The sequence below is a fragment of the Bradyrhizobium sp. JR4.1 genome (assembly GCF_040548605.1).
Lineage (GTDB): Bacteria > Pseudomonadota > Alphaproteobacteria > Rhizobiales > Xanthobacteraceae > Bradyrhizobium > Bradyrhizobium canariense.
Map to the genome: position 1 here is coordinate 212154 of NZ_JBEPRY010000012.1, position 25312 is coordinate 237465.

General features: G+C 59.7%; 27 protein-coding genes and 1 pseudogene. 16 read left to right on the forward strand and 12 right to left on the reverse strand.

What is annotated here, in order from left to right; genetic code table 11:
- Positions 1-28: 28 nt before the first annotated feature.
- The 3 genes from ABIB90_RS23485 to ABIB90_RS23495 form a co-directional block, all read right to left on the reverse strand.
- Positions 29-265, reverse strand: coding sequence for a hypothetical protein (locus tag ABIB90_RS23485; RefSeq protein ID WP_219684622.1), 237 nt, complete (start codon positions 263-265; stop codon positions 29-31).
- Between the two features lie 1070 nt (positions 266-1335).
- On the reverse strand, positions 1336-1782 hold the full coding sequence (locus tag ABIB90_RS23490) for a hypothetical protein (protein WP_354172206.1): 447 nt from the start codon (positions 1780-1782) through the stop codon (positions 1336-1338).
- An 869-nt stretch (positions 1783-2651) separates the two neighbouring features.
- On the reverse strand, positions 2652-3563 hold the full coding sequence (locus ABIB90_RS23495) for a hypothetical protein (RefSeq protein WP_354201444.1): 912 nt from the start codon (positions 3561-3563) through the stop codon (positions 2652-2654).
- 907 nt (positions 3564-4470) lie between these two features.
- Here ABIB90_RS23495 and ABIB90_RS23500 point away from each other — a divergent pair.
- From ABIB90_RS23500 to ABIB90_RS23510, 3 genes and pseudogenes are all read left to right on the forward strand, one after another.
- Complete coding sequence (locus tag ABIB90_RS23500) at positions 4471-4680, forward strand: hypothetical protein (protein WP_007595423.1); 210 nt, start codon at positions 4471-4473, stop codon at positions 4678-4680.
- A 29-nt stretch (positions 4681-4709) separates the two neighbouring features.
- Positions 4710-4799, forward strand: a pseudogene (locus ABIB90_RS23505) (SOS response-associated peptidase); the annotation flags it as partial.
- 197 nt (positions 4800-4996) lie between these two features.
- On the forward strand, positions 4997-5173 hold the full coding sequence (locus ABIB90_RS23510) for a hypothetical protein (protein ID WP_007595429.1): 177 nt from the start codon (positions 4997-4999) through the stop codon (positions 5171-5173).
- Between the two features lie 181 nt (positions 5174-5354).
- Here ABIB90_RS23510 and ABIB90_RS23515 read toward each other — a convergent pair whose 3' ends face one another.
- The 3 genes from ABIB90_RS23515 to ABIB90_RS23525 form a co-directional block, all read right to left on the reverse strand.
- Positions 5355-5567 carry a hypothetical protein gene (locus ABIB90_RS23515; protein ID WP_007595430.1) on the reverse strand — a complete coding sequence of 71 codons (213 nt, stop codon included), beginning with the start codon at positions 5565-5567 and terminating at the stop codon, positions 5355-5357.
- A 271-nt stretch (positions 5568-5838) separates the two neighbouring features.
- Positions 5839-5973: a hypothetical protein gene (locus tag ABIB90_RS23520; RefSeq protein WP_007595432.1), complete on the reverse strand. Its 135-nt coding sequence runs from the start codon at positions 5971-5973 to the stop codon at positions 5839-5841.
- A gap of 317 nt (positions 5974-6290) precedes the next feature.
- Entirely contained in the window at positions 6291-6482 is a 192-nt protein-coding gene (locus ABIB90_RS23525; RefSeq protein WP_007595434.1) for a CsbD family protein, read from the reverse strand.
- Between the two features lie 292 nt (positions 6483-6774).
- Here ABIB90_RS23525 and ABIB90_RS23530 point away from each other — a divergent pair, with 292 nt between their 5' ends.
- The gene (locus ABIB90_RS23530) at positions 6775-7044 is read left to right on the forward strand and encodes a hypothetical protein (RefSeq protein ID WP_007595436.1); all 270 of its coding nucleotides are present in this window, start codon (positions 6775-6777) and stop codon (positions 7042-7044) included.
- 450 nt (positions 7045-7494) lie between these two features.
- Here ABIB90_RS23530 and ABIB90_RS23535 read toward each other — a convergent pair whose 3' ends face one another.
- The gene (locus ABIB90_RS23535) at positions 7495-7743 is read right to left on the reverse strand and encodes a PilZ domain-containing protein (RefSeq protein ID WP_007595438.1); all 249 of its coding nucleotides are present in this window, start codon (positions 7741-7743) and stop codon (positions 7495-7497) included.
- Positions 7744-8271: 528 nt separating this feature from the next.
- Here ABIB90_RS23535 and ABIB90_RS23540 point away from each other — a divergent pair.
- Positions 8272-8445 (forward strand): hypothetical protein, encoded by a 174-nt coding sequence (locus ABIB90_RS23540; protein WP_219684619.1) that lies wholly within the window; start codon positions 8272-8274, stop codon positions 8443-8445.
- 156 nt (positions 8446-8601) lie between these two features.
- Here ABIB90_RS23540 and ABIB90_RS23545 read toward each other — a convergent pair whose 3' ends face one another.
- Both ABIB90_RS23545 and ABIB90_RS23555 read right to left on the reverse strand, forming a co-directional pair.
- Positions 8602-8841 (reverse strand): hypothetical protein, encoded by a 240-nt coding sequence (locus ABIB90_RS23545; RefSeq protein ID WP_035993372.1) that lies wholly within the window; start codon positions 8839-8841, stop codon positions 8602-8604.
- Positions 8842-10945: 2104 nt separating this feature from the next.
- The gene (locus tag ABIB90_RS23555) at positions 10946-11113 is read right to left on the reverse strand and encodes a hypothetical protein (RefSeq protein ID WP_354172201.1); all 168 of its coding nucleotides are present in this window, start codon (positions 11111-11113) and stop codon (positions 10946-10948) included.
- A 3047-nt stretch (positions 11114-14160) separates the two neighbouring features.
- Between ABIB90_RS23555 and ABIB90_RS23560 the strand changes: the two genes are divergently transcribed.
- The 5 genes from ABIB90_RS23560 to terL all read left to right on the forward strand — a co-directional run bounded on the left by ABIB90_RS23560 (position 14161) and on the right by terL (position 18601).
- Complete coding sequence (locus ABIB90_RS23560; RefSeq protein ID WP_354172199.1) at positions 14161-14325, forward strand: hypothetical protein; 165 nt, start codon at positions 14161-14163, stop codon at positions 14323-14325.
- Positions 14326-14504: 179 nt separating this feature from the next.
- Positions 14505-15353: a hypothetical protein gene (locus ABIB90_RS23565; protein ID WP_354172197.1), complete on the forward strand. Its 849-nt coding sequence runs from the start codon at positions 14505-14507 to the stop codon at positions 15351-15353.
- Between the two features lie 59 nt (positions 15354-15412).
- Positions 15413-16756: a DNA modification methylase gene (locus ABIB90_RS23570; protein WP_354172195.1), complete on the forward strand. Its 1344-nt coding sequence runs from the start codon at positions 15413-15415 to the stop codon at positions 16754-16756.
- Positions 16749-17165, forward strand: coding sequence for a DUF5681 domain-containing protein (locus tag ABIB90_RS23575; RefSeq protein WP_085359868.1), 417 nt, complete (start codon positions 16749-16751; stop codon positions 17163-17165). The genes ABIB90_RS23570 and ABIB90_RS23575 overlap by 8 nt, the downstream gene beginning before the upstream one ends.
- Entirely contained in the window at positions 17162-18601 is a 1440-nt protein-coding gene (gene terL / locus ABIB90_RS23580) for a phage terminase large subunit (protein WP_007595455.1), read from the forward strand. The genes ABIB90_RS23575 and terL overlap by 4 nt, the downstream gene beginning before the upstream one ends.
- 58 nt (positions 18602-18659) lie before the next feature.
- On the opposite strand, the gene ABIB90_RS23585 is transcribed toward terL, so the two are convergent.
- Entirely contained in the window at positions 18660-19055 is a 396-nt protein-coding gene (locus tag ABIB90_RS23585) for a hypothetical protein (protein ID WP_007595457.1), read from the reverse strand.
- A 246-nt stretch (positions 19056-19301) separates the two neighbouring features.
- Between ABIB90_RS23585 and ABIB90_RS23590 the strand changes: the two genes are divergently transcribed.
- The 5 genes from ABIB90_RS23590 to ABIB90_RS23610 all read left to right on the forward strand — a co-directional run bounded on the left by ABIB90_RS23590 (position 19302) and on the right by ABIB90_RS23610 (position 23235).
- Positions 19302-20162 (forward strand): YqaJ viral recombinase family protein, encoded by an 861-nt coding sequence (locus ABIB90_RS23590; protein ID WP_354201445.1) that lies wholly within the window; start codon positions 19302-19304, stop codon positions 20160-20162.
- On the forward strand, positions 20146-21288 hold the full coding sequence (locus ABIB90_RS23595; protein WP_007595461.1) for an ERF family protein: 1143 nt from the start codon (positions 20146-20148) through the stop codon (positions 21286-21288). The genes ABIB90_RS23590 and ABIB90_RS23595 overlap by 17 nt, the downstream gene beginning before the upstream one ends.
- The gene (locus ABIB90_RS23600; protein WP_354172189.1) at positions 21285-21854 is read left to right on the forward strand and encodes a hypothetical protein; all 570 of its coding nucleotides are present in this window, start codon (positions 21285-21287) and stop codon (positions 21852-21854) included. The genes ABIB90_RS23595 and ABIB90_RS23600 overlap by 4 nt, the downstream gene beginning before the upstream one ends.
- Before the next feature lie 179 nt (positions 21855-22033).
- On the forward strand, positions 22034-22315 hold the full coding sequence (locus ABIB90_RS23605; protein WP_051058428.1) for a helix-turn-helix transcriptional regulator: 282 nt from the start codon (positions 22034-22036) through the stop codon (positions 22313-22315).
- Positions 22316-22482: 167 nt separating this feature from the next.
- Positions 22483-23235 (forward strand): molybdate ABC transporter substrate-binding protein, encoded by a 753-nt coding sequence (locus ABIB90_RS23610; protein ID WP_354172187.1) that lies wholly within the window; start codon positions 22483-22485, stop codon positions 23233-23235.
- A gap of 206 nt (positions 23236-23441) precedes the next feature.
- On the opposite strand, the gene ABIB90_RS23615 is transcribed toward ABIB90_RS23610, so the two are convergent.
- On the reverse strand, positions 23442-23792 hold the full coding sequence (locus ABIB90_RS23615) for a hypothetical protein (protein WP_007595479.1): 351 nt from the start codon (positions 23790-23792) through the stop codon (positions 23442-23444).
- Positions 23793-24295: 503 nt separating this feature from the next.
- Between ABIB90_RS23615 and ABIB90_RS23620 the strand changes: the two genes are divergently transcribed.
- On the forward strand, positions 24296-24721 hold the full coding sequence (locus ABIB90_RS23620; protein WP_354128937.1) for a cupin domain-containing protein: 426 nt from the start codon (positions 24296-24298) through the stop codon (positions 24719-24721).
- Positions 24722-24765: 44 nt separating this feature from the next.
- Here the strand turns inward: ABIB90_RS23620 and ABIB90_RS23625 are convergent.
- On the reverse strand, positions 24766-25312 hold a 547-nt coding region (locus ABIB90_RS23625; RefSeq protein ID WP_354201446.1), incomplete at its 5' end, for a hypothetical protein.

The following is a 25312-nucleotide window of genomic DNA, read 5'->3' on the forward strand; positions in this document are numbered from 1 at the left end:
CAAGCCGACCGCCCAGCCTCTTTCCGCATCAGCCGCGCTTCTTCTGAGCGGATGGCTTAAATTCTACGACCTCGTGCTGCTCGCTGGAATCGGAGTGCCCTTGTTGTTTTACGATGACCTCAAGCTCAAGAGCTTCGAAGGCGAGTTCATCCGCCAAGCGTTGAAAGAGCGCGCGCTTTTCGGCATCCGTCGCCGACTGACTCATAAGAGCAAAGTCTCTGGCGTCCGCACGGAGCTTCTCCAATCGTCGCCTGAGGTCCTTCATCGTCTTGGCTCAGGTTCTAAACTCATCCTCGACGCAAACAGTAACGTTGCTTTCCGGGATGACAGATGATTCAACCAGGAAACAATATATTGGTTCTCCTAACTGTTAGTTAGCCGCATATTCACCGTGCGGTGCATAGCCACGGTCGCCCGTGGGGCCAACTTTGGATGGACGGGCTGGTGGTCACGGCGCGAGGCCTCGGCATTCCGACCTCGCCGTAGGTCCACCCAGCCAGGGTGCCATCAAAGGTACATCAAGGCCTGAAACCGCACAGACGCGAGTTTTGCACCGGACTAGGCTTCGACTGATTCATTGTGTCCCTAGATGCGCTGGGATCCGACGGTGTTGGCGTCCCAATGAGGTGGATGTCGGGGCCGTTTTCGCCCAGCTGCGCAAAGGTGGCTCCCTCGCGACGGGCTCCGGTTTATGCTCGCTTCCTTGTGCGTACTATCCTGCTCATTCGGGTATGGCTGCTGATCAACATTCTCTTTGTGATGGCTGTCGTGCCCGCGCGGAGGCGCTCCCCTCCGAGATGGTCGGAGGGGCCCTCCGTCTCCGGGACCGATCAATAAGACGGTCGGTCGATTGGAAGACGGTTGCGCCACCCTCATTCCAGCGCATTATTGCTTCGGTTGCGGGGAGAATTGCGCTCGCCCTCGTGCTTCCGTTTGTCCAAGCGATTAAGCGGCGCTTCGGACGGAACCATGATAGGGCCGACGTGAGTTGGAGAGGCGACGCGCAAGCCGACCAGGAACAAGGTGTCGTGTGGTTCGGCCGTTGTTCGCATTCGCCGGCATCCGACCACGATCAACGGACCACGACGTCAAAGCCCTCGGCGCATCAGGTCTACGGCACCAAGCCGCTTGTGCGTCGACCATTGGGCGGGCGCGCGCCGCGGCAGGACCGGTTCAATCGCGGGTCAAATCAGGTCACCGTGACTTGAGTTAAATGGCGCGATATTAATGATTCAATTATCCGGCTTCTGGCAGGCGAGTTGCGGCGCCAGCCATCGGGACCTGCCACGCCCCACCGGATCTCGGTTACAAGTCTGCTCGCCGCTTCGCTCGCAGCTACAAACCCCGCTTTGTGATGCCGGGAACGCGTTTGGGCGAAACGGTTGTTCGTCGCTCGACCTGCGCTTTGGCGTCCAGCACTTTATCGCCAGCTCGCGCGGCGCGCGGCCGGCTCACCTGGTCCGAAAGACTGGGGCCCTTTCCAAACGTTCCGACTGGAAGACCATTTGTCGCGTGACCACCATTGATGTTTCCTTTGGCCTGTGCTGCCGGGGCTGATGCGTTTCGGGCGGGTAAGGGGCCGATGATCATCTGGTCCTCGTTGCTTGTACCCGTTCCAACGGCCCCGATCGGCAGGCCATTTTGCGCGTGGCCAACCCCGGCATTTCTTGCGGCCTGTGCGGCCGTCCGCGACTTTGTCGGGGTGGCGGGTTCAACGTTCGGATTGTTCAATTGATTGTTGGTGCTCGGATTTGCGCCGGTGGCGGTGTCTTTCGTCCCCATTCCGGCAGGCGCTGAGGGACCAGCGCCGGCGCTACCCGCATTCGTCCCCATTCCGGCAGGCGCCGAGGGACCAGCGTTGGCGCTGCTCGCGCTTGTCCCCGTGCCCGCACCCGCCGACCCAGAATTTGCGGGCCTCCTGGCGCGAGGACCAGAAGAGCTGAGTTGGCGACGATGGCGGCGAGCACCAAAGGGGCGGCATGGGGCATTGGACGATCTCCTTTGCCAAACCGTTAACCATGATCCCCGAGCCCGGTTCCTCTGCGCCATGGCTGGTTCTGCCGCATAGTGCTGGACCGCACGCGAGCCCTCGATTGGTCGCACGCAAAACGCAAAACCGCGCGAGCTACTATTGCCGATTCAAGGTGCCATTGGCAGATTAGTCAGCAGGTCTGACGGAGGTGGCCGCTTTAATGTAACACTCGGGTTGCTTCTGCTAGCCGGACCTTCTCTCTCAGCTCCTCAAGATCCTCGAGCGCGTCGAGTAGTTGCATCAGATTGCGGGTAACATGTGCCAGATTGGGCTTTGGGCCTTTGAAGATTCGAATTTTTGGTCCCATTGCTAGACGTCTCCTCGCAACGAAAATCACTGGTCCGACTGATTGGCAAGGAGCGTGCCATCTGAGCGTCCGCGGAGAGCTCCGGTGATGGGAACGCCAGTCGCGCTCCCGCCCCAATCTAACAGGGAAGGAGAGCGCCAAAAGGCGCCGGTCGCCATCCCCCACATTGGGACGATTATCTCCCTCCCGGTTGCGAGTGAACTATGGGCAGCAAGCCGCGCGATGGCGACAGCTGCGGAGCAAGCAACAGCGCCCTCTGCCCTCCGCATCGAGGTCTCGCAGCGATCAGACGCGTTGGAAAACAGTTAATCCCTAGTCCTGCACGGCCTGGTCGGTCTGCAGCGGCGCGTGTGGCCGCCCCCTGTCTTGCGCCCGCCGAACGGTTGGCACAGGTTTGCGGATCGTGGCGGCAACTGGCCTGGGCAACGGCACCGGCGTCTTGGGGCGTAGGATCTGCTCGGAAGCGTTAGTGGTGATGCCGGCCAATCGTTCTTGGACCATTCTGAGCTGTTCGCCGGCATCCGCTCTGTCTCGCACCATTTGTGCCTGGACCGCCGTAAGCTGGTCGGAGAGCTGGCCAAGGTCGCGGACGATTTGATCTTGGTTGGCCTTGAGCTGCTCGATCGCTTGCTGCGGGTTCGTAAGGTCGCCCGACAATCCCTGGAGCGTCGGCGCCAGCTCCGGCGAACTGGGGCCAGCGGCTGCCTGGATCGCATCGTGCGGTGTAGTCAGCGGCCCCGGTTGCTGAAGTGCCACATAGGTTGCACTCGTCTGAGTGGTAGGCAGAGCCGAGGAGATCTCGGCTCTTTCTTGCGGCAACGACGAAGGTGAAACGGCATGCGCGGACCACCGATACATCATTGCTCTGACCGCATCGCCGTAAGATGACTGCGCAGCAAGAGCAGCTAAACAGATGCCGCTTGCCAACAGCAGGCCGATCAGGCCGCGCAGTGCCGGCCTTCCGCGCGCTGAGCTGGCCCCGCGGTCAGGTGGTCGAAACCATTTCGCGGAATTCTTCGGCTGAGAAGGATGGCGCGTGCCATCCTGATCTAGCTTGGCAAGCTGTTCATTGACACGCGCCAGCTGTTCATCTGCACGTGCGATCTGATCATAGGCGTGGACGAGCCGTTCATCCGCGCGCGCAACAAGCTCGACGTCTTCCGGTGAGAGCGCGGGACTATGAATTTGTGAGCCGGGATATATCGGTCTAATCGGCGAATGCATCGGCGTTCCCCATCGCACCCGATGTCATCCGGACCGAGGCCGGGCATTAAATCGGGCAAGTCCACACTCCCCAACGCCGGTTTGACCAAAGCAAGGCCACAAGATGAAAACCGGAGGGCGGATTTTCGGCGACAGCGCACAGGCCTCTAATCCGTCGAGGATCTTCGGGAAAGACGGACGGCGGCGCATCGCCCGGCCATCCGACGGAGCTGGCCCTCGCGGTTCGCGGGCCCATTCAAAACGGTCGTAGTCCCCCCGACTGCACGCTTCTCCCCCAAGCCCGCCACCAAGGCATCTCGACCACTCTCGACGACCTGACTTTAGTGGTTACAACCCTGGCGCTGCACGCCACGAACTCCGCCGCGCGCATCGAGCAGATGCCTGCCAGCGGACTCATCTTCGTTGCGGCGAGTTCTTTTCCTTGTCGCGATCGTAAACCGCTTTGAGGCCGCGGCTTCGGCCTGTCTGACCCGCTTTCGTAACTCGATGAGCTGACGGTACTCGGCTTCCAGCGGGCGCGATAGGAGAACTGCGCGGCTGGTGCACGATAGTTCGAACTTCCATACGACGAATATCGAATCATGGAAATCGAACCCGTTTTCAGGCAACCCCCGCTAACTGATGGTTCGGGAACAAAAATGCCCGATCGACGCGACGATATTCCGTCTCGGCAAGTTGGCAACGAATGTCACTCGTTAAGCTTGATGCTACCGAGGAGGCTGGATTGCGCTCGCGCTCATGAACCGCCTACGCGGAAGCTGCCGAGCTTGCACCAAGTTCGTTCCCAATCTGGAACGTTGCTGAAGAAATCCCGGACGTTGCAGATTTACAACCCGCGCAGCCATTCGCGATACTAAGCTGTGGAGACGACCAGACATGCTTACTTCAACATGATCGCGGGGGCGAAATGTATGATGTCTATCGCAATGACAGGCGCTTCTTGCTCGTTCTAAGTTCAGGCTCTCCCGTGCCCGTGCTTTACTCTGCACATAAGTGGCGGAAGAGCAGGAAACGAGTTCTCAAGGTCAGCGACGAAATCAAGTCAGCCGTTCAGGCACAAGGCTATTACGTCCGCAGCCTGCGGATCACCAAGGAGCGAATGATCGACGTCGAGTAGGTGGCGAGCGGGTGTTCTCGTTTGCGCGTTTGATCACCAGCAACCAAGCCGCCATTATCGCGCTGTTCCGCGTCGTCAACCGCTATGTCGGCAACTTCGCACCGATGCCGGGGTGTTTCCGAACCATTCGGATCGGGCTTTTCGAAGGTGCAGGGTGCGAGATAGTCACGATTGCGGGTGGGCATGCCGCCTAGCACGGGGGGCCGCCCTTACGTCTCAAACGGAACTCCATGAACGGGCCGAGATTTTGGCTTTTTCCATTGAACCTTTAATCGAACTGTCGGACGAACCTTCAATCGGAAACCGGAGGTTTCCCATGAAGCGTCTGATCTCATCTGCAATCGTGGCCGTTGCCTTCCTCATTGTTGCAACCACTATGCTGTGGTCTTACACACCTTCGGCTGAGCGCCATGTCACCCGTACAGCCATAGGTCATTGCAAGAATTTCCACAGCCTGGCCGGGACAAAAGCGTCCGAACTATTGCCTTACTAAGCACCAGTAAAACGCGTCGAGACGATGTTGACCTGTAGCAGATGGCTGGATGCCACGCCGACATGGGAGTAGGCGAAGGCGCTGCAATGACCCGTTGCCGGATGATGTGCTCAAGATCGTTATGCGCGGGACCGAGAAAGAAGCTAATCGGGCGGCTTGAACCGCGAACTGCTTTGGCAGCTTAGCTCGCCGCCGCGCCATCCAACCGCGCCAGCCCAGCCTCGATCACGGCGATATCCTCCTCGATCTGCTGGACGGTCGTCCGGAAATCAAAACCTGTACGTGCCTTTAGGTCCACGGCCAGTTTCCGGCGCTGCGTGCGGAGATCATCCAGAGCCCTCCGATTGTTCAAGCGAACGTAACCGTCCACAATCAGCTCGATTGCGTTTGGCATCCCACCCCCTGTCGTGATCGACCGGCGCCGAACCGCTTACCCAGCAACACGCTTCAAAACTTCAAAACGGCATCTCTTCGCAAATTGTGTGCAGCAGCCGTCAAATGAGACCCTATGATCAGACCCAAGTCGACCTAACGCCAGGAGAGCAAGGGGGCTGCACATTCAATGGAAGACCGGCTCCCAATATCGCAATTGCGCGTTGTTCATCCCTTTGGAGATCGGCACATGAGATGCCGTCCATGACGGGTCTCCGTCGCAAAAGAACTATTTAAAATCCAAACGCGCGACCGATCTGCCGCAGCATAGCCATGGCCGCGTCGGTGTACCGACCGTGGGTTAGGTATTGATCCACTTGCGCTGTACTGATCAGCGCAACAACGAAGACCGTGAAGCCCTTAAGCATTGGGGCGTCTCCTGAAAGAGACCGCCAACCGGGCGTGTCGAAGTAATAGACTGCTCTCAGAATGCGCTGCCGCATAATGCGACTGTATGTAAATGGTGACAGTGACCGGTAACCAATCCCTTAACCGGCGTTAGGTGCGCCGCCCCATGGACGAGGCGAAGGCGCTGCAAGAGCCGTTGCTCATGTGCTCAAGGTCGTGATGCGAGAGGTAGGAAAGGAAGATAAAGCCGCTGCACAGAGGCGCGCGGTTCCTCGATAGCGCAAACAAAACCGTCGCCCAGAAGAAGCGGCGAGTGTTAGTCCCCACATAAGGGAAGTCACTTCTTCATGGCGTCTGCTGCATCCCGCGCGGCATCCTTAACGTCACCGGCGGCGTTGTGCACGGCGCCCTTGGCCTTGTCGGCCCTACCTTGTCTTTGGAGGTCCTTGTCGCCACTCAGCTTGCCAGCACCTTCCTTAATCGTGCCCTTGGCCTTATCGGCGACGCCTTTCACGTGCTCGCGATCCATAACGCGCTCCTTCAATCTTTAGGTCTTTCGATGACGCACAACGCGCGAGCAAGTTCAGCGTTCCGAGTAGCCCTGTTCACCTTGGAATTTCGCATCAGGCACCCGTGTGCGCTCCAAATCTAAATTCGACCTGGTGCTGACCTGTGTTTGCACCAGAACTCGTGGAACCTCGAAATCTCGGGTGAGTTACAGAACCGGAGAAGCGGTAATCTAACCATGCGCCCAGTAGCACGGTGGATTTCTGTTTATCCGTTCGTCCTCTATTGGGCAGTACTTCAACAGAGAGGTGACAATGAAAGCATCCCTTCTTGCTGGCGCGCTCATCGTCGGATGGGCTGCTCCAGCACTTGCTGACGAGTTCTACGTCGTGCAAGGACCTAGCCACAACTGTACGATTACCACCACGCGCCCGGCGGACAAGGAAGTCGTGACGCAGATCGGTCCGATGGCCTTTAAGAGCCGCGTCGAAGCTGAAGACCGCATCAAGCAGACCAAAGTCTGCGACGAAGGCACCGTTGGTAGCAGCACCAGCAGCACGACCGTTATCAAAGAGAAGCAATGAATTCCTGATCGAATTCTGGCGAACTTCGAGAAAGATCGCGCCCGGTGGGCGCGACCTTTTTGTTTGCAGATGCCGCGCTATTTCAGATCGTGTATTCGCCTCCCGCAGAGGGCTCGACAAATTGGTTGGCGGTTGCCTCTACATCACATCCATGCGGCATTTGGATGACTAACCGGCCCGCTGTGCGAAGACACGTCCGCTAGTGCGGCTTACTCGACCCTGCTGCTTATGGAAGCGTTGCAATCGACTGTAAACCGCAAGGCGAGTGCGGCCTAGCCACTGGCCGATCCCGCGTGCAGTCATGCCACTGTCGAATAGCGCAAGAAGTTGCGCTTCTTCCTCGGGGGACCACGAACGGATTTTCCGGTCTATTGTTTGACATCGCCCATCCATGCCAGCGAAACAACCGCGAATTCCATTGTAGGGCAGAGCTAACTGACTCTTCTCCGCCTAAAGATCATCCTCGAACGAGACCCCGATAAGATTTCCACTCGACCAGACTAGGCGGCAACTTCGGATGATGCGATCTGTCTCGAGCATTAGTTTGAATGTGGAGGCCACGTGCCGCTTCGACGGAAGCTCAACTGATGCCCCTTCTTCCGACATGTTGACCACGCGGCAGCGTAAGCTGGCGCCGTCGCCTGAAATGTAGGCGACCTCGTCCACATCGATGCGCTCCAGCTTTCGACGTTCTATCATTTCATTATAGCCGCAACGAGATCATCTGCGCCCGATGTGCACCTTGTCTCTAGCAGCTTAAATTGTCGCGCGATCTGTGTTGCTAGGTCTGATCGTTCCTTACCGAGAGCTTTTCTTTGCTCAAGCATGTCGTGTCCGTCACGCTCGAGCACCTGGATCAAGATGGTTTGACTTTCGATATAAAGCTGCTTGGTTGCGATTGCTCGAGCGATAGCCGCTAGTTCATCATTGCAATCCGAAGTCATTAGCAATCTCGTGGCTGGCCTGTCGGCGAGTAAAGCTCCATCCTACCTGGCCTTACCTGCGAAAACGTTACACTTGATCCGGTGGAGTCCCAGCAGCCCGACGCCTCCTTTGCCAACGGATTAGTCTGAAGGCGCACACGCGACACATTCTACCGTTTGTGCGGCGCCAAAGGGATTTGCCGCCTTACGTTGTCCGTACTCTTACGGACGTTGCGCATCCGAAAGCTTTGACGTCTACTTCTGATTGTTTTTATGACGATCTTGTTTCCCGACGAGAGGGCCCATGAGCGTTAAAGCCATGATGGCGATGATCCTCCAGAACCAACTGGCCTTGCGAGGCGTGCATTCGCTGACGGCGTCTGACTACGACCAGATCGTAGAACTTCTGATTGAGCAGCTCAGAGAGCTGGAGCTGAGCTTGGCTGTGCGAGAGATTGCCGACAAGCCCCGGGAATAGCAGCAGCACCCGATTTTTTAAGGGAGGACGAAGACGAATGCGGAGATTATTGTTCAGACACCGGTGCCCAAAGCCGACAACCGCTACTGGCTGATCCGATAGAGAAGTGGCGGATACCCGGCCAATCGGGTCCAGAGCCACGCGTTGGTGCGGCCTTCAGTCAGATTTCGTCCGTGCAGCAATCTCTTTGACCTTTGTCAACGTTCGTTCGAATTCGGATTTGAGATATTGCTCGTGCGCCAGGTCTGTTGGCTTCAGCAGAAATGCGACTTTCACGAAAAAGCGGTTCAACAGCGAAGTAATTAAAAGATTGTCCGAGTGTTTCGACCGGAGCGCCGTAAGTCGACGACGCATCTCGATGAGATCAAGCGTTTCGTGGTCCGGCTGCTCTCTCAAGTGAAGCTCGCGCGACTGTCCAGCGTCGAAGTCGCTGCACCGAATATAATGGCGCGGCGACTTCGCTGGGGTGGAGCGGACAAGGACAATGTCCCTGTGCGCAAACCTAGTCCTCTAGCGCGCGGCAGCAATCACGGTCTGGAATTAAGCTTGATGTTCGTGTTGCAAGTTAATTCTGGAACTGAGCGTAGGGCGAACAATAGGAGGTATTGAATTTCGGATGCACTGCCCGGGCTGTTCCATGTTGAGCGCAACGTGGACACTCCCCATCTGCTGCTTTGCCGAGCTGTCTTGCGAATTCTTGTCTGAGGTCTTGCGTCTCCCAATGTGCACCATCGCTCCTGACGATCTTCTTGGCGCGCTCGAAGGCGTGGCTTTCGGCTGCATCGTCGCCGACGCGGACATCCTAAAGACGTTGGCCGTCTTCCGGCTCGGCCCCGGGGCGATCATCGGCGGCTCGTACGTGACGCCTTCGTCTCTCGTCAGAGAGGCAAGCCGGTCCAATTGATTAGCTAATCCGGTGAGGGTCCTTGCGACGCTCTTCAACCAAATTGCTCGTTCGGTGGAAATAGCGGATGATTTAGCAAGGGCCTTGTATTCAATCGCGAGTTCTTGACGTCGGGCGGCAACATACAACCAACGGCCGGTCTGTCCGGTAGCGGACACACCCACCTGACCTGAGGCCGGCTCGCGGCCTTTAAATAATAAAAGGAACTTAATTTGTTTAATTGCTTTAAATTTCGTTCGGCTTAATATCCGCACGCCACCAACCGGAGCTCAGCATGCCAAGCGCCACAGAAGACGAGGATCGCCGCGAGTTCTTAAAGACCTGCGGTAGGTTTGCCGTCGTGACGCCTCCAGCGATGACGCTCCTGCTATCAACATCGCTGACGTCTAACGCCATTGCGCGGTCTGGCGGGGGCAGCTCGCATGAGCATCACCACCATCACCACCATCATGACGATTAAGGCAGTGGCATTTCGATAGGCGGTGCCTTGGGCAACGCCGTAGGCGATCATGCCGGCCTTACGCCGTCGCCGGCATGGAGTGGGCGGCCCTGGGGCGCTCCTGAAGCCCCCCCTGCGCTCCAGGGCGCTTTCCCCTCACAGGCACATGACCCTAGCCGGGCGAACATCACCGGCGCGCCTCGCTCCGCGACCAGCAGCAGCACTTTCATTCTGGCCGATCGCCGACCAGCAGCCCACCTCGCTTGTTGGGCGCGAATCTGCGAACTGTATAGGCAGGCATAGGCGTGCAACAGGCTGGGGGCCGCTGGCGCGATGGAACAGTCACGCTACCCACTGGTGAGAAGGTGGACGCCGGAAGATCATCAGCGGCTGATCGCTCTGGCCGCCGCAGGAAATCGACCCGACGATATCGCTCGCGCGCTGGGATAGGAGAACTGCGCGGCTGGTGCACGATAGTTCGAATTTCCATAAGACGAACATCGAATCATGGAAATCGAACCCGTTTTCAGGCAACTCCCGCTAACTGGTGGTTCGGGAACAAAAATGCCCGATCGACGCGACGATATTCCGTCTCGGCAAGTTGGCAACGAATGTCACTCGTTACGCTTGATGCTACCGAGATGCGTTAAACCTGAAACTGCTGACCAGAAATGGATCTGCACGTGAGGCCGGCTAGCTATACGAACACGCGAGATCGAAAAGCTCCGAATACTGACGATGCCAAACCACGAACATAATACCGCAAATGTTCGTTGCGAGTTGCGGCCTTCTGTTCGAGCTGTGGAGAATAGTGAAAACCAGAAGAATTAAGAGCGCAGCTCGCATTTAATCCGACGCAGTGAGTCGGAGTCCCTGAAGTGCCGGACATTTGGTTTCCACTTCTCGCGACCGCCATCGTCGGCACACTCCTTTTCCTGGCGTTCCGACGATAGCCCGCCGTGTGGCAATGAATCCTCAGCGGCCGCTGAAATTGCGGTTCCCTACGTGATGCCTTTGACTGTGCATAAACAGGAAGGTTCACTTCCAAGACAGGAGGTGGACGTGAGTACCTGGTTGCTCATTTTTCTAGTTATTTTGAGCGTGGGCATTTTAATCGCCCACGCTATCGACGCGATGCGCTCCTGAATCGCCGGACGTCACTTGCCATTTAATTGGATTTTCGTGAAGAAGACCAAAATCGCGCACTTGTCTATTCCTAAGCGCTGCTCCGGCTCGAAATAGAGCGGCTGAGGGCTGAGTCTTCCCGCATCGCTCGTCAGGGCGAGGCAGACTGGTGGGTCGAGCAGCAAGACAAAGGAATGCATGTTGTTTTTGCACTAACGAGGCGAAGGCTGCCTTCCCGCAGCTATGCAAGTCGCAAAGCGTTCATTGTTCAGACGCCTAGCGGCCAAGTTTGCTCTCTCAAGAGAGAAGAAACCCCGTGGATCACCAGCCGGAGAGCGAGACCGACATCCGGCTCGCGCCTTACGCAATCGAAGTACTGCTACCAGAAAGAGGGAGAACCACCGCATGAAAGCCGCGCAGATCGGCCGGTATTCGCAATGCTCAGCAGATGCCCTGAAACTAACCTCCTGCGAAACGATCAACCGCCCGATGGCAAAGAGCCGCGCGAGCCGATATCCCGCGCCGGAGACAGCCCCGTGTTGAGATCCACGCTCCTCCGCTTCCCCGCGCCAGCGTTTCGCGGCGCTCGCTTCCAGCTGTCGAACCGCGGGACCTTTCGAGATTAGGTAGCCAAGGCCAAGCAGAGATATCGTCGTCATCGGCCGAAACGCGCGATCTGCCGATTTTCCTTGGCGCGGGATACTACATCCGGCTGATCCAAGCTAACGCGCGCAGATCGCGGCGGTGCCGGGGCCGTAGACGGGCTGGCGGTGTTTTGTGCGATCGCGAGATCCAAGGCCCGGCCTTGTCTGCGGCGGCAGTCGCCTGGAAGTCGTCCATTTTGCGAATTCGAAAACCGTGAGGCCCGAGCGGCAGGCCAGCAGCAATATCTTGCTTGCCCCTCGCAGCAACTCGACGCGCGGCGATCCGCGGAGGGAAAGCATACAGCGAATGTGCGAAAGCGAACAGACCTGATGGGTCAATTTGACTAGTCTCGCGGTGGTCCCAATTGCGGGCCACGTCTTCTGGGGCAGTACCATAGAGGGGCGTGCAATGGACGCTCGTGCGCGACTGGATGGTTGTCATTTCGCTCTGCACCAACATTGTGAGGCACTCGCGTCTCAAGTATCCGAACTTGAGACCCTTAGAGACCGAGTAGCCAAGGCCGAGCGCAGAATCGTCGGTGCGACACGCGAAACTAGAGCTGGGAAGGCGGTTTATGAGGGCAGCGCGGTCGGCCCGGCCAGCAACGCGATCATCTGATCAGCGTAAGGGTCCGGGCTTTCAAGACTGACTTCGCTGCTACCCGCCCCAGCCGGGGGCCGGACTGTGGACATTCGTGATTACCAACCGCAATTTGAGCAGATGTCCCTCGATGAGTTGTGGGCTCTCTACACGGATGTCGATCAGATTCTCGCCGCGAGGATCGTTGCCAAAAAACAAGAACTCGACAGGCGACTCCAACAACTCCACCAAACTAATGGACCGGGCGGTTCATCAGAGCTCAATGTCCGCGCATCATCGTCGGGTCGCGACCGCCTCTGACAAGGGCGTCGCGCTTGCCGCAAACCCTGCGCGCGAGCGAGGCGCCCCGCCTACGGTGATCGGGCCATCGATCAATGTCTGCTGGCGGTCGCTTCAGCTTGTGGCTGCACCTGTCGTCCTGGCAACAGACCAAGAGACCGCGGCCCCGAACCAGCTGATGTCCATAACCGGGAGCAATGAAAATGCAACACCACAGCATCGCCGACGTCAGCTGCGTCATTCTTCAATGCCTGGATGCATATCAAGCCGCTGACGTTGAACCACTCGTGTTGAAGTGTTTCCCGGATCTCGACCGGCATACGCTTTGGCAAGCATACAACTTAGCCTTGGTGGCATACACGTCAGGCACAGGCCTTCACCACCAACGACAGCAAGCGGCAGCCGAGCAATGACCGAATTTGGAAAAACGCTCGTGCCTGCGACGTGCTAAGCACCGCAGGACCGAGCCGCATCACAGATCAACAGGTGGCGTACCAGCGATCCGGAAACGGTAGTAGAGGCCAGGTGCCTGCGTTATCATTCGCGACCGCAGGCATGACGTCGATGGTTGTCCGCCCACTCGAGGCACGCACCAGGCGCACGGCCGCGACGATGGGAGCATTGACCGGAAGGCGTCCGGCTCAGATCACGCCCACAATGATCAAAACTCCGACCTCGACCAATAGGAGCGTACCCGTTGCCGCGGAGATGAAAAACAAATCACCCAATGACAGGAACTGCATGATTCCCCTCCCAATTTGCCAAAGAAGCGGCCCCTACATCCTTTGGACGGCGTGAGCAGGGGCAAGATGATGGGGCCGCTTCCAAGGAGGTCCTTGACGCGTGCGTCCGGCGCCAAGCATTCGCATCTTAATCCAAATTTAAATCTCGTCCATTATTTAATTTGTTTAATTTCATTTTATTAGTTAATATTTAATCGGCGCGGCGAGCGATCTCTCTGCTCGGGCGCGCTAGTCGAGCGGCGGGCTCGGGCCTGACCTATATCGGGCGGCCTGCCGCATGGGGTTGGAGGGGTTGGTATCGAAGCACCGGGACCGCCGGTGCGGTCGGCAGAAGCACTGGCAGGTAAGAACATACAACATCCCCGATGTGCAGGAGAGCTTTGAGCCTTCGATGATCAGCGCTGTCGCCGAGCCCACGCGCTGGCTGGTTCGCACGCCTGGCGGTCTACGGGTCGATTGCAGACCTTCCGCATTACGGACGTGTGTTCGCGCTAGGGGCGGGTTGGTCGTAGGTCCTGGCGATTAAACTCGCCGCCGCCCCTCCTGAAAGGGTGTGAAGACTAACCCGCTGCACTTGGGCTTCGCCGATGCAATCAAATCGCAGGTGTGCTGGTCGCCATCTCGATCCGTTCACGCTCATCTTCATGGCGGGCCGACTGCACGCGTCGGTGTCGCGCCGCCCGCGAGTCGGTCGAACTTGTCCCTGAGCCTGTTGTTTGCCGTCGACGGCAAAAACCTGGAGCTGGGAGCGGTCCAGAAATGCGCCACCCCGTGTAGGTTCGCTGCGGCCGCCGCGGCCGCGAAGGCCCGCAACGTTTGGCTTGGCTCGCATAGGTCGTGCGCGGATAAGCATACACGAAGCCCAGCAAGCGTCCGCAACGCTTGCATCCCACTTTCTCCTCGGTCTTTGGACACAACTCAGGATGGCACCCGTAAATTTCCCAATGTCGCCCGCCTCGGACCGGCCCGAAGATCACGCCATGAAAATCTCGAAGCCAAAGGAATGGAGCGACCTCGAACGCAAGAAGCTTTCGGCGATGATCCGCCGGCGGTACGGCGCGGCGGAAATTGCCGCAGCTCTTCGCCGGCATGTCGGCTCAGTAAAGCACATGGCGCGAGAGATGGGGTTGCTCCTGAAAAAGTGACGTGCGGGAATTCGTCGTGCACCACCGTGTTTGTCCGGCCTTGCCTAAGCACGATTCTCGCGGAATCTTGTATTCTGAACCTGAGAGCTTTCACCTGATGCAGGGCGGGGGTAATGCGGAGGCGCGCTGATCCAAGATGGGGTTGGTCCGGGCTGGTCCGACTAAACGGTTACGGAAAAATGCACGGGCCGGGCAGCGCCTCCGACGGTTTTCTGCACAGCGACGACTTATTTGGCACTTTGATGCGGATATTCCCTGGCCGTGTCCACGACGGCCATGAGGCCGATATTCGCAAGGAGCTCGATTGGCTTCGAGAACTCGTCCTGAAGGATGACAGGCGGTGGCGAGCTAAGCAACCAAGCCAAGCCCAAATTAACGCCGCGCTGGATGATACCGCTCGCTCCGTCCGCCAGTTTCTCACCTGCGCGCAGCACGTTGAATTCGATTGGCTCGCTGGGAATCCGCCGACCGAACCCGCAGGTCGCCTGAGCGTGGCCTACTCTTTTCCAAGTCGACTACGAGCGCTTGTCGGCAGCGCCAGGCGGGCCGGCAACGCTGAGCTCCTCATGGTTGCCGATGCAGCCGATCGTCTCGCCGAAGATCTTACGATGCTGAACGAGCCTTCACAGAGCAGGATCTTTCGGTACCTGCCCAACACGTGGGACTATGAGGTGCGACAGTTCGCTGATACCGTGCGGATCGCGCAACGACTCGAGCTTGCGACCCGTACAGCGCTCGAAACCGGCAAAAAGTCCGGTGGCCCGCTCCCGCGGCCCATGCTGCTGCACGTCGTAATTTCACTCGGCGAGCTGGTCGAGCGCTACGGCGGCACCTTCGCCCACAATCCCTACCGGGGTTTGGAGTATAAGGGCGAGGTCAATACGCCCGCCGGACATTTCGTCTTGCAATTCCTGCAGAGCTGTCTTCACATCACCGAACAAACTGTCTGCAGCCTGATGGCTGCTGCCATCAAGCGGCGAAATCGCACCCCCGATCGCAAATCGGAGCTCAGGTCCACGTCCTTCTAAGTGCATCCCGCCGGCCTTCCGCCAATATGCCGACAGGCATATCGCACACGGAGGCTCTCTTGGAGAACTACACCCGACCAACCAATGGCGATGCACTTCGCCACGATTTGAAAGCCGTTCCCGTTCGGATCCGCGACCTCAAGCCGCTCGGCAACCAAACGCGTCGCCACCCCAAGACTCAAATCGACAAGCTGGCTTCCAGCTTGGGGGAGTACGGTCAAGTTCTTCCCATTCTCGTTGATGCGATGCTACGAGTGATAGCGGGATGGGCGGTCGTTGCAGCGGCCGCGCAGATCGGTCTGGATCATGTCCTCGCCGTCACCATTACCGATCTCAGCGAGGCTCAGCTGCGAATGCTGAGGCTTATGCTCAACCGCGTAACTGAAGAGGCCAGTTGGGACGTCGAGGCTCTGCGTCTCGAATTGAGTGAGCTCCTGACCATCGACCCACAGATCGACCTGCAACTAACCGGATTTTCGATGGGAGAACTCGACGTCGCGGCGTCCGATTCAGAAGATTGGGAGGACGACTTGCCCGCACCCGATGCCGAGCCACCAATCACCAAGCCCGGCGATCTCTGGGCACTCGGCGATGAGCATCGCATACTCTGCGCCGATGCAAGAAATGACGAAAGTTACCGTCGGCTCCTGGACGATGAGTTGGCAGACATGGCGTTCGCGGATGCGCCGTACAACCAGAGAATCGATGGCCACGCATCTGGCAAGGGGAGAATCACCCATGCCGAGTTTGCGATGGCATCCGGCGAGATGTCGACGACTGAATTCGAGGCGTTCTTAGCGACGAGCTTTGCCCTGCTCGCCAGCTTCACCAGGGATGGCGCCATTCATTTCCTTTGCATGGATTGGCGCGGGATCGGACCGCTGCTGGCTGCCGCCACTCCCATATACACGGAAATGAAGAACGTGTGCGTTTGGGCCAAGACAAACGCCGGCATGGGATCGCTGTATCGGTCGGCGCATGAACTCGTCTTCGTGTTCAAGAAGGGGCGCGCGCCACACGTCAATAACGTGCAGTTGGGCCGGAACGGTCGAAATCGCTCGAACGTGTGGAGCTATCCCAGCCAAAACACCTGGACAAATTCCGCCAAGGGCAAGCTCTCGCTGCACCCGACCGTCAAGCCAGTCGCGCTTGTGGCCGATGCAATCCGCGATTGCACCAACGAGCACGACATCGTGCTCGATCCGTTCGGCGGCGCCGGCACGACACTGATCGCCGCCGAACGGACCCGGCGCCGGGCACGGCTGATCGAAATCGACCCCAGCTACGTCGATGTCACGATCCGCCGCTGGCAGCATCTGACCGGCAAGGCGGCAGTGCACGCCGAGACCGGCGTGCCGTTCGGCCAAACCAGCCCGGCGAAGCTGGAGCGCGCCAGTGGCTAAAAAATCGGATAAGGGCTCTGGCTATGGCAAACCGCCCCAGCACACCAGGTTCAAGCCGGGGCAATCCGGCAACCCGCGTGGTCGGCCGAAAGGCAGCCTGAATTTTACCACCGACCTGAAAACCGTCCTATTGGCCCCGGTCGCGGTCAACGACGGCGGCAGATCACGACGCGTCACCACGCAAAAGGCGGCATTGCTTCGCTTGCGGGAAAAGGCGCTCAAAGGCGACGTCAGGGCGCTCGACAGATTCCTCTCCCTCGCGATGGCGATGAGTGTCGGCTCCGCGGAAGAGACCGCGACCAGCCTGCCGCCCGAAGATCAGGCCATCCTCGAGGCATATCGCCGAGACGTCTTGGCCGACGCCGATGCGACGACTGCAAGCCAACGCGACGAGGAGGACGCCACATGATGCCGGTGTTGGCGGCATTGCTGCGAACGGATGTGCGGTATTTCATCCATCGGGCCTTCGCGACCGTCTTTCCCGGCAGCGACTACCTGGCGAACTGGCATATCGATGCCATTGCCCATCAGCTCATGCGCGTTTACGGCGGCGATTGCCCTCGGCTGCTCATCAACCAGCCGCCGCGGTCGCTCAAATCGCTGTCGGTTTCGGTCGCGTTCGTCGCCTGGTGGCTGGGCCACGACCCCAGCCGCCGCATTATCGTGGTCAGCTACGCCAGCGAGCTGTCCGCCGAGCTGCACCGCCAGTTCAGAATGGTGATCGAGTCGGGCTGGTATCAGGAGCTGTTTCCGGCCATGCGCCCGGCCAAGGATACCGGCACTGAACTCGTGACCACGGCGGGCGGCAGCCGCTACGCAACCACGGTCGGGGGCACGCTAACCGGTCGAGGCGCGGACCTCATCATCATCGACGATCCGCTCAAGGCGGAGGAGGCGATGTCGGAGTCCGCGCGCAACCGCGTCACCGATTGGTTTGGCGGCACCTTGGTCTCGCGATTGAACGACAAGGAGGACGGCCGCATCGTCGTGGTGATGCAGCGCCTGCACGAAGATGATCTCGCCGGTCATCTGCTGCAAGCGGGCGGCTGGCATCACCTCGATCTGCCGGCCATTGCCATCGAAGATAGCGACATCGCCATCGGTCACGATCGCCTCTTCCGCCGTCGCACAGGCGACCTCTTGCACCCGCGGCGCGAAAGCAAGCCGGTGCTGGAGCGGATCAAGGCCGAAATCGGCAGCCTGCAATTCTCGGCGCAATACCAGCAACGGCCGGTGCCACTCGAGGGCAATTTGATCAAGCGCGCCTGGTTTCGCTGGTTCGATCAGTTGCCGCCGGCGGGGACATCCGACTATGTCGTGCAGAGCTGGGACACCGCCATGATGACCGGAAAGGCCAACGATTACTCGGTCTGCACCACCTGGCGCATGATCAAGAATGACTACTACCTTGTCGATCTCTACCGCGGCCGGCATCAATATCCCGACCTGCGGCGCGCCGTGGTCGCGCTGGCGATACGATATCACGCAGACGCGGTTTTGGTGGAGGACGCCGGGCCCGGCATTGCGATGTTGCAGGACCTGCAACGCAATACGCCAACCGGCATGCCGCGCCCGATTGGCATCAAACCCGAAGGCAGCAAGGCCGACCGTATGGCGGCACAATCCTTCCGGATCGAGGCCGGACAAGTGCATCTGCCGGCAGAGGCGCCCTGGCTGGACGACTATCTGTTGGAGCTGCTGGCGTTTCCCCACGGCAAGCATGACGACCAGGTCGACAGCACCTCGCAATTCTTGAAATGGGCGGGCAATCACCCGATGTTCGATGACATCGAACTCAACATCATTTCGGTCGGCCGGGAGGGTTATGGCTATGGTTTTCCATGACCGGTCGCCGGGCAGCTACAAGATCGAGAGTTTCTCCAGAACGAAGCCAATCGCAATTCTACACCCGCGGTGCCTTGAGCGAGTGAAGCGCGCGCTTCTGCGCGGCCAGCGCGCTACGCTCGTAGCGTTCCAGGCCGTTCAGCCGTCGTGCAATGGCGTCGATCGGACCATCTAAGAGATGGGCCAACAGCGCCTGGCGGACCCGTCGCACCCGCCATAGGTCGCACTTGGCATTCGCAAGGGCGGCTACCGTGTCCGATCCAGTGTCACAGCCGAGGCCCGCGCTAACTGCAATCATCAGCGTTGCGACCTCCGGCTCGTCCGGCTTGCAACTCCTGGCGAGCCCATGGCGCAACGCGTTGCGGCTGGACCTTGCCTTGCCGCCCGCCGTTGTCGGGCCCGTGCTGCGCTTGGCATTGGCGCGATTGGCTTCGATTTGTCGAATTGACGACATGTCGAGCTCCTCGGCCGGGGGCTAGTTGCGGCACCTGGAAAGGTGGCCCTAAGATCCTGACTTCTCAAGGATTTTCCAGCCCAAAGAACCGCTAAATTGCGGCAGAAAGGACTGGCATTCCCGCGCAAAAGGAGCGTTAATCATTAAACCGGCCGGCAGGCCCTTGGCCCCGGTCTCTCCCCTCGCAGTGGCGGGGGTTTTGGTGGTGCGGCGGCAAGCCGCGTTTGCCAAACCAAGGAGAGACCGGTGACCCTGATTGCAACCGATGGCGCGGAGACGCCACATCGCATCATCAAGTTCGACCCTATTGACCGGCGCGCCTTTGTCGGCGGCTCGGATGCCCGCATCATCATGGGCAATGATCAGGACGATCTCACGCGGCTGTGGCGGGAAAAGCGCGGCGAGATCGCGCCGCAAGATTTTGCGCACAACCTGATCGTGCAGCTCGGCAGCGTGACCGAAGACCTCAACCGCAGCTGGTACCAGCGCGCGTCGGGCGTGACTATTACGGATATTCAGAAGCGGATTCGCCATCCCGTCCACAGCTGGATGGCGGCCACCCTCGATGGCATCGTCGCAGAAACCGGCGCGGTGTTCGAGGCCAAGTTCATGTTGCCTTGGGCCTTTACTGAAGAGGCAGCGGCCGAGAAGCACATGGCTCAGCTGCAGCACAACATGTGGGTGGTCGCGGCGCGCGCGGCCGTGCTCTCGATCATCACCGGCGGCGGCAAATGGGTCGAGATCACCGTGCATGCCGATCCGCTCTACCAACACCTGCTGCTGACGGCGGAAAAGAAGTTCTGGCGCTGCGTGCAGAGGGGCGAGCCGCCGCTGCTGTTTGGGATCGAGGCGCCGCGGCCGCGGCTGGCCGCCGTCAAGGTCGTCGACATGAGCGCGTCCAATCTGTGGGCCGCATGCGCGGCGACCTATCTGCGCACCCGCGATGCCCATGGCGAGCACGAACTGGCCAAGACCGAGCTCAAGAAGCTGCTGCCCGAGGATGCCAAGGAAGCGTTTGGCCACGGACTTCGCGCCAAACGCTCCAAAGCCGGCGCGATCAGCTTTGATCCGGTTGAGATGGAGCGCGTCCATGCACCAGGCCAGTGAGCATATCGGGGCGATCGCGGCGGCGCTGGCCCGCGCCCAGGCCGAACTGACCAACCCGGAAAAGACCCTGACCGCTCAGATCCGCTCGCCGTTCCTGCGCGATGACGACCGCAGCTTTCGTTACGCCTCGCTGGCGAGCGGCCTCGACATCGTGCGCAAGACCTTGAGCCAGCAGGAGATCGCCGCCATCCAGAGCACCCGGGTCGAACAGGTCACCGGCCACATCCATCTCACCACCCTGCTTGCCCATTCCTCCGGCGAGTGGATCTCCTCGGAGTGGCCGGTCTGCGCCTCAAGGGACATTGAGGCGCCGCACCGCATGGGCGCGGCGCTCACCTACGCCCGACGCTACGCCCTGTTCGCGCTGGTCGGGATTGCCGGCGAGGATGATCTGGACGCCCCGGATGCGGCCGCTGGTCCCCCCGCACCACCTAACCCCAAGGCCTCGCCCGGCAAGGGCGCTCTCAACCGTGCCCCGGTGCTGCGGCCGGGCGAGTCCGCCGCACTCCGCGAGCAGCTATTGCGCCAGCTCGAAGCGCTGCCCGCCAGCACCGATCTGCTCAGCTGGGCCATGGCGAGCCTCCCGCTCAAGAACAGCCTGCAGGAGCCGGATGCCCGGCACGTCGAGGCAGCTTATCAGGCCAAGCTTGAGGACGCTGGCCGTGCTCAGGCCGAGCAGACGGCCGACCTGAATGGCACGCCAAGCCTGCCAGCAGCGCCTGCTGCTGACGCCGAGGCCGCGCTGCAGCCAGCGCTACCCGAGGCCGGGCTCGCCTATCCCAAGGAGCCGTCCCGCAAACGCAGCAAGACGCACCTGTTGTTTGTTAGGGGGCAGCCCTGCCTGGTGTGCCGGCAAACCCCGTGCGATGCCCATCATCTGAAATTCGCTCAAGCCCGGGCGCTCGGCCGCAAGGTCAGCGATGAGTTCACTGTCCCCCTGTGCCGCGCGCATCACCAGGAGCTGCATCAGCACGGCAATGAACGGGCGTGGTGGGCGAACCTGCAGATCGCGCCGCTGCCGGTGGCGCAGGAGTTGTGGGCGGCAAGCCCCGTCCACGATCCCGCCAACGTCGCCGTCGGCGCCGCGTCGCTTGCGGCAAACCTGGATTCGGAGGCCGCCGGATGAACGGTCTGTTCCAAACCGCGCGCGAGCTCACCATCACGACGCTGCCGGTCGAGTTTGAGTCCTTGGCGTCCCCGCCACTGCTGCTGCCGGGCGAACAGCTCGAACACTACCAGGCGCTCCAGCAGGCGATTTTTACCGACCTCGCGCCGCGCTCCGCCATCGAATGGCTCCTCGCCATTGACGTCGCCGAACTGTCCTGGGATATCCAGCGCTACCGCATGTTGCGGCATAAATTACTCGAGACCTATCGCCAAAAGGCGGTTGAGGCGGCGCTGCGGCGCATCGACATGGTCGGAATTGATCCCGAGTTCGAAGCGGAGGCCGAGACCTACACGCTACAAAATGCCCTGAGCTGGCGGTGTGATCCCGTCGCTGCGTCCGAGATAGAGGCGCGGCTGAGGACCTATGGCTTCGACCAACGCGCCATCACCACCGAAGTCTACGTGCAGGCCCGCGAGGTCCTGGTCTTGTTCGAGGGGCTGCTCAACGCAGCACAAACCAAGCGCATGCTGCTCCTTCGCGAGATTAGGAATCAGCGTTTCCTCAGTGGACCGCTGCGCCGGTGACGCCGCTCGGTTTCGGCCGATCCCTTTGACGCCAAAACGTCGTGCCCGCTCGATCGGTGTGTGGGTGGCGTCGCAGCTACGGGCATGAATCCGCGCTGTGACGGCCGTTTCTACACGGCAGTCAGGACCACACGCGCTCGACAGTCGCGCGCGCCTCGAAATTGATCGATGGTGGCGCGTTGGACGACGGTTCGGTTGCTGCACTCGCCGATCGGCTCGGGGTAAGCTCGCGCCACCTCGCGCGTCTGTTCGAGCGGTATGTCGGGGCCAGCCTGCAGCAGGTAGCAAAGACCAGGCGTGTACAGCGGGCGAAGCGCCTAATTGACGAGACAAATGATCGATTGGCCCAGATCGCCTACCGGGCCGGCTTTGGCAGCGTGCGCCGGTTCAACGCCGCCTTTCGGGAGCTCTCTGGACGCTCCCCGTCCAGCATTCGCCACCGCCGCAAAGTATTCGCGTGAGACAGGCATCGCCAGCGTTGGTCAGCTTCTGGGCCCTTAGCCGACCCGCCGTGTGAATGCGGTTGGGGACTGCTTGTGACCCATCTGAGACATTAGGCGTTTAACCTAGAATGGCGTAGCGTCGACGTGCGATCAACGCTCAGTTCATATTGACTTGTGGGAGTCACATGAGGACGTTTTCTTTCGCGGCAGGGGGCATCTTGGCCGTGATGATGCTGTCATCGGCTGCGACCTCAGCTGAGTTGAGGGTTCTGGCCGGCGGCGCCATGACAGCAGTGTGGGCGTGTCTCAAGCCGAAGTTCGAACGAACCTCGGGCCACAAGCTTGATATCTTCTTCGGCACCACTCCGAACCTGATCAAGGAAGCTACCTCCGGCAAGCCGTTTGATGTCGGTGTCGTGCCGGTTGAGGTGATGAGGGACGCTGGCGCGCGATCACATTTCGCAGCCGGGCCGACGCTGGACATAGCTCGTGTCGGCCTCGGTGTCGCGGTTCGCGCCGGTGCGCCGAAGCCCAACATCTCCACGTCCGACGCGTTAAAAGCTGCCTTGCTCAATGCGGAATCGGTCGCCTCAATTCCGGAAAGCGCAACCGGCTATTCAATAGCGAAGGTATTCGAGCGCCTCGGCATCACCGAGCAGATGAAAGCCAAGATGAAAGCGCAGCCGACGCCGGCACAGGTCGTCGCTGTGGTCGCCAAGGGCGAGGCTGAACTCGCGCTGTTCCTGATGAACGTCTTGACGGTGCCGGGCCTCGATGTGGTTGGCCCGTTCCCTGCTGACTTGCAGCAGGATGTCGTATTCACGGCCGCGCTCGGTGCGGGCACGAAGGAAGCCGCAGCCGCGAAGGCGCTCGTCGACTACCTGAAAACGCCGGACGCCATATCGGTGATCAAGAGCAAAGGTATGACGCCGGGGTGAAACAATCAGCTGCTTCGTGGGGCAACGACGTTCAATCGACGCTGCTACAGCGGATTGCTTAACCCGCTGGTGCATGTCGGCTGATGGCCCGTGGCTGACCCCAGCCCGGAGCGCGGGGATGTCCGCTTCGGGCAACTGATCCGACCAAGGCCATGCTGGCTGGAGAGGGCAGCCTTTGACCGAAGCGGACTACCTTTTAAAGGGCATTAAGTCATACTGCCAGGCATGAAGCATCGGACGCGCGGATGGCCGTCTATGTAGTGCCTCCAGACCATTGTGCGGCCGAAACGGTTTGGTTGTGTGATAACCGCGCCGTCAGGTACGATCACCCATTCGTCGTCAATGAGGACGCGGTAACGCCCACGAGTGGACTCCCAATCCGCATCGGACACTATGTATCCGTCGGCATCGGTACAGCACTTCCCAAATTCGCTCTGCAGGCTTTCGAACCATGGCTTCAGCGGAGAGTGGTCGTATCGGCCATCGTCACGTGCCAGTACGGGTGTCAGTAGCAACGCTGAGCCAAGCAACGATGCCGCAAGTTTCGCTGGAAACATCTCTTTGCCTCCGCGATATTCACCGGCCGATCCGCTGGCTTGGTGCGGCTTAGGCCGGCAACCCCGAAACTAAGTCCGTTGCAACTGCCGCTGATGAGTGACGGTAGCCAAAATCGCTCGACGCTGTGATGGGACAGTTCATCCCCATCGTCTACTGACGTGAGTCCGGCAATTCGAGCGAAGGTTCAAAAACGACAACAGTTCAACTAAAGGCCAGTGCAGCTGCTTCTTTGGCCCAGCCTGTCAGGACGGCTTGGGTCGACTCGGCCAATTGACCGCTGCTGGGCCATCGGCGAAGTAGCAGCGCACCGGTTGAGGTCCGCTCAGTGAGGCATGGCGGACCAGATTTGCTCGCGTTGAGTTCTTCGCATTTTGACCCATGCCAGACATCATTGCCCAATAGACATGCCCAAGGTCCGACCATAGGCTTTCTGCTGATACTTCGGTGCGGATGGGCTGAGCCGTCCCGCGATCTTTTCTATGGCGTCACGGAAGGCACGACAATGGCTGAACTTATCAAGGTTGGCGAAATGCAATTGCGGTTTCTGCGCACCAAGTATGATACCAGCGGGGCGCTTGATATGTTTGAGGTGGTGATCCCGCCCAACTCCCGTATGCCGGTCCCGCACCATCACCGTGACTGGGAAGAAACGATCTATGGTCTTGAGGGCGTCATCACCTGGACGGTCGCCGGCAAGCGCATCGAGATCAAGCCCGGAGACGATCTCTTCATCCCGCGCGGTGTTGTCCACGGGTTCGTCAACGAGACGCAGGCGATTGCGAAAATGCTTTGCGTTCTCACGCCAGGCGTTCTCGGGCCGGAATTCTTCCGAGAAATGGCCATAGCCATCGGCGGCCCTGCGCCTCCTGATCCTGCCCGGATGGGCGAGATCATGAAATGTCACGGCCTGATACCTGCGCCATCTTAATTAAGTAGGCCGGCTGCATTCGCGCTCTGCTCGCGAACCGCGTGCTATTTGTGAATGTCGCTTGTTGGCCCGAAGGCGAAGATCGCCATCGTGTCCCGCACGTCGGCCGTCGGGGCCAGAGCGGACCTCGAGAACACGCTGGCAAATTGAGGCGAATGACCCAAAGCCGATCGGTCCTGCACCGCATTTGCGATGCAGCATTTGCATCGGGTGCGACGATGTGCACCGGCTGCCACAACTAACACCTGATAACATTTAACCGGCTCACTATCTTCGAGGCCCAAATGAGGCGACGGGAGCTCATTGCGCTTTTCATGATTGCAGTAGCGATGTCGCCGTGTGCGGTATACGCCCAGAAGAGCCCGCTTCCGATAGTAGGCTACCTTGGCTTCGATTCCGCCGAGAAAAGCAAGGAACTGCTCGTCGCTTTTCGCGGCGGGCTGCGCGCCAAGGGTTTTGTTGAGAATCAGAACGTCGCAATCGAGTACCGCTTCGCCGTAAGCATCCGGTGAAGACCGCGCGCGGGTCATTTTCGGCTCAGGCGGCTTGATCAACGTTCCGGATGGCAGAGCGCCAATTCCATGGCAGCAG

Coding starts and splice junctions, on each gene's coding strand:
- ABIB90_RS23485 (WP_219684622.1), bottom strand. CDS start 265: ATGAAGGACCTCAGGCGACGATTGGAGAAGCTCCGTGCGGACGCCAGA.
- ABIB90_RS23490 (WP_354172206.1), bottom strand. CDS start 1,782: ATGGGGACGAAAGACACCGCCACCGGCGCAAATCCGAGCACCAACAAT.
- ABIB90_RS23495 (WP_354201444.1), bottom strand. CDS start 3,563: ATGCATTCGCCGATTAGACCGATATATCCCGGCTCACAAATTCATAGT.
- ABIB90_RS23500 (WP_007595423.1), top strand. CDS start 4,471: ATGTATGATGTCTATCGCAATGACAGGCGCTTCTTGCTCGTTCTAAGT.
- ABIB90_RS23510 (WP_007595429.1), top strand. CDS start 4,997: ATGAAGCGTCTGATCTCATCTGCAATCGTGGCCGTTGCCTTCCTCATT.
- ABIB90_RS23515 (WP_007595430.1), bottom strand. CDS start 5,567: ATGCCAAACGCAATCGAGCTGATTGTGGACGGTTACGTTCGCTTGAAC.
- ABIB90_RS23520 (WP_007595432.1), bottom strand. CDS start 5,973: ATGCTTAAGGGCTTCACGGTCTTCGTTGTTGCGCTGATCAGTACAGCG.
- ABIB90_RS23525 (WP_007595434.1), bottom strand. CDS start 6,482: ATGGATCGCGAGCACGTGAAAGGCGTCGCCGATAAGGCCAAGGGCACG.
- ABIB90_RS23530 (WP_007595436.1), top strand. CDS start 6,775: ATGAAAGCATCCCTTCTTGCTGGCGCGCTCATCGTCGGATGGGCTGCT.
- ABIB90_RS23535 (WP_007595438.1), bottom strand. CDS start 7,743: ATGATAGAACGTCGAAAGCTGGAGCGCATCGATGTGGACGAGGTCGCC.
- ABIB90_RS23540 (WP_219684619.1), top strand. CDS start 8,272: ATGAGCGTTAAAGCCATGATGGCGATGATCCTCCAGAACCAACTGGCC.
- ABIB90_RS23555 (WP_354172201.1), bottom strand. CDS start 11,113: ATGCATTCCTTTGTCTTGCTGCTCGACCCACCAGTCTGCCTCGCCCTG.
- ABIB90_RS23560 (WP_354172199.1), top strand. CDS start 14,161: ATGAAAATCTCGAAGCCAAAGGAATGGAGCGACCTCGAACGCAAGAAG.
- ABIB90_RS23565 (WP_354172197.1), top strand. CDS start 14,505: ATGCACGGGCCGGGCAGCGCCTCCGACGGTTTTCTGCACAGCGACGAC.
- terL (WP_007595455.1), top strand. CDS start 17,162: ATGATGCCGGTGTTGGCGGCATTGCTGCGAACGGATGTGCGGTATTTC.
- ABIB90_RS23585 (WP_007595457.1), bottom strand. CDS start 19,055: ATGTCGTCAATTCGACAAATCGAAGCCAATCGCGCCAATGCCAAGCGC.
- ABIB90_RS23595 (WP_007595461.1), top strand. CDS start 20,146: ATGCACCAGGCCAGTGAGCATATCGGGGCGATCGCGGCGGCGCTGGCC.
- ABIB90_RS23600 (WP_354172189.1), top strand. CDS start 21,285: ATGAACGGTCTGTTCCAAACCGCGCGCGAGCTCACCATCACGACGCTG.
- ABIB90_RS23610 (WP_354172187.1), top strand. CDS start 22,483: ATGAGGACGTTTTCTTTCGCGGCAGGGGGCATCTTGGCCGTGATGATG.
- ABIB90_RS23615 (WP_007595479.1), bottom strand. CDS start 23,792: ATGTTTCCAGCGAAACTTGCGGCATCGTTGCTTGGCTCAGCGTTGCTA.
- ABIB90_RS23620 (WP_354128937.1), top strand. CDS start 24,296: ATGGCTGAACTTATCAAGGTTGGCGAAATGCAATTGCGGTTTCTGCGC.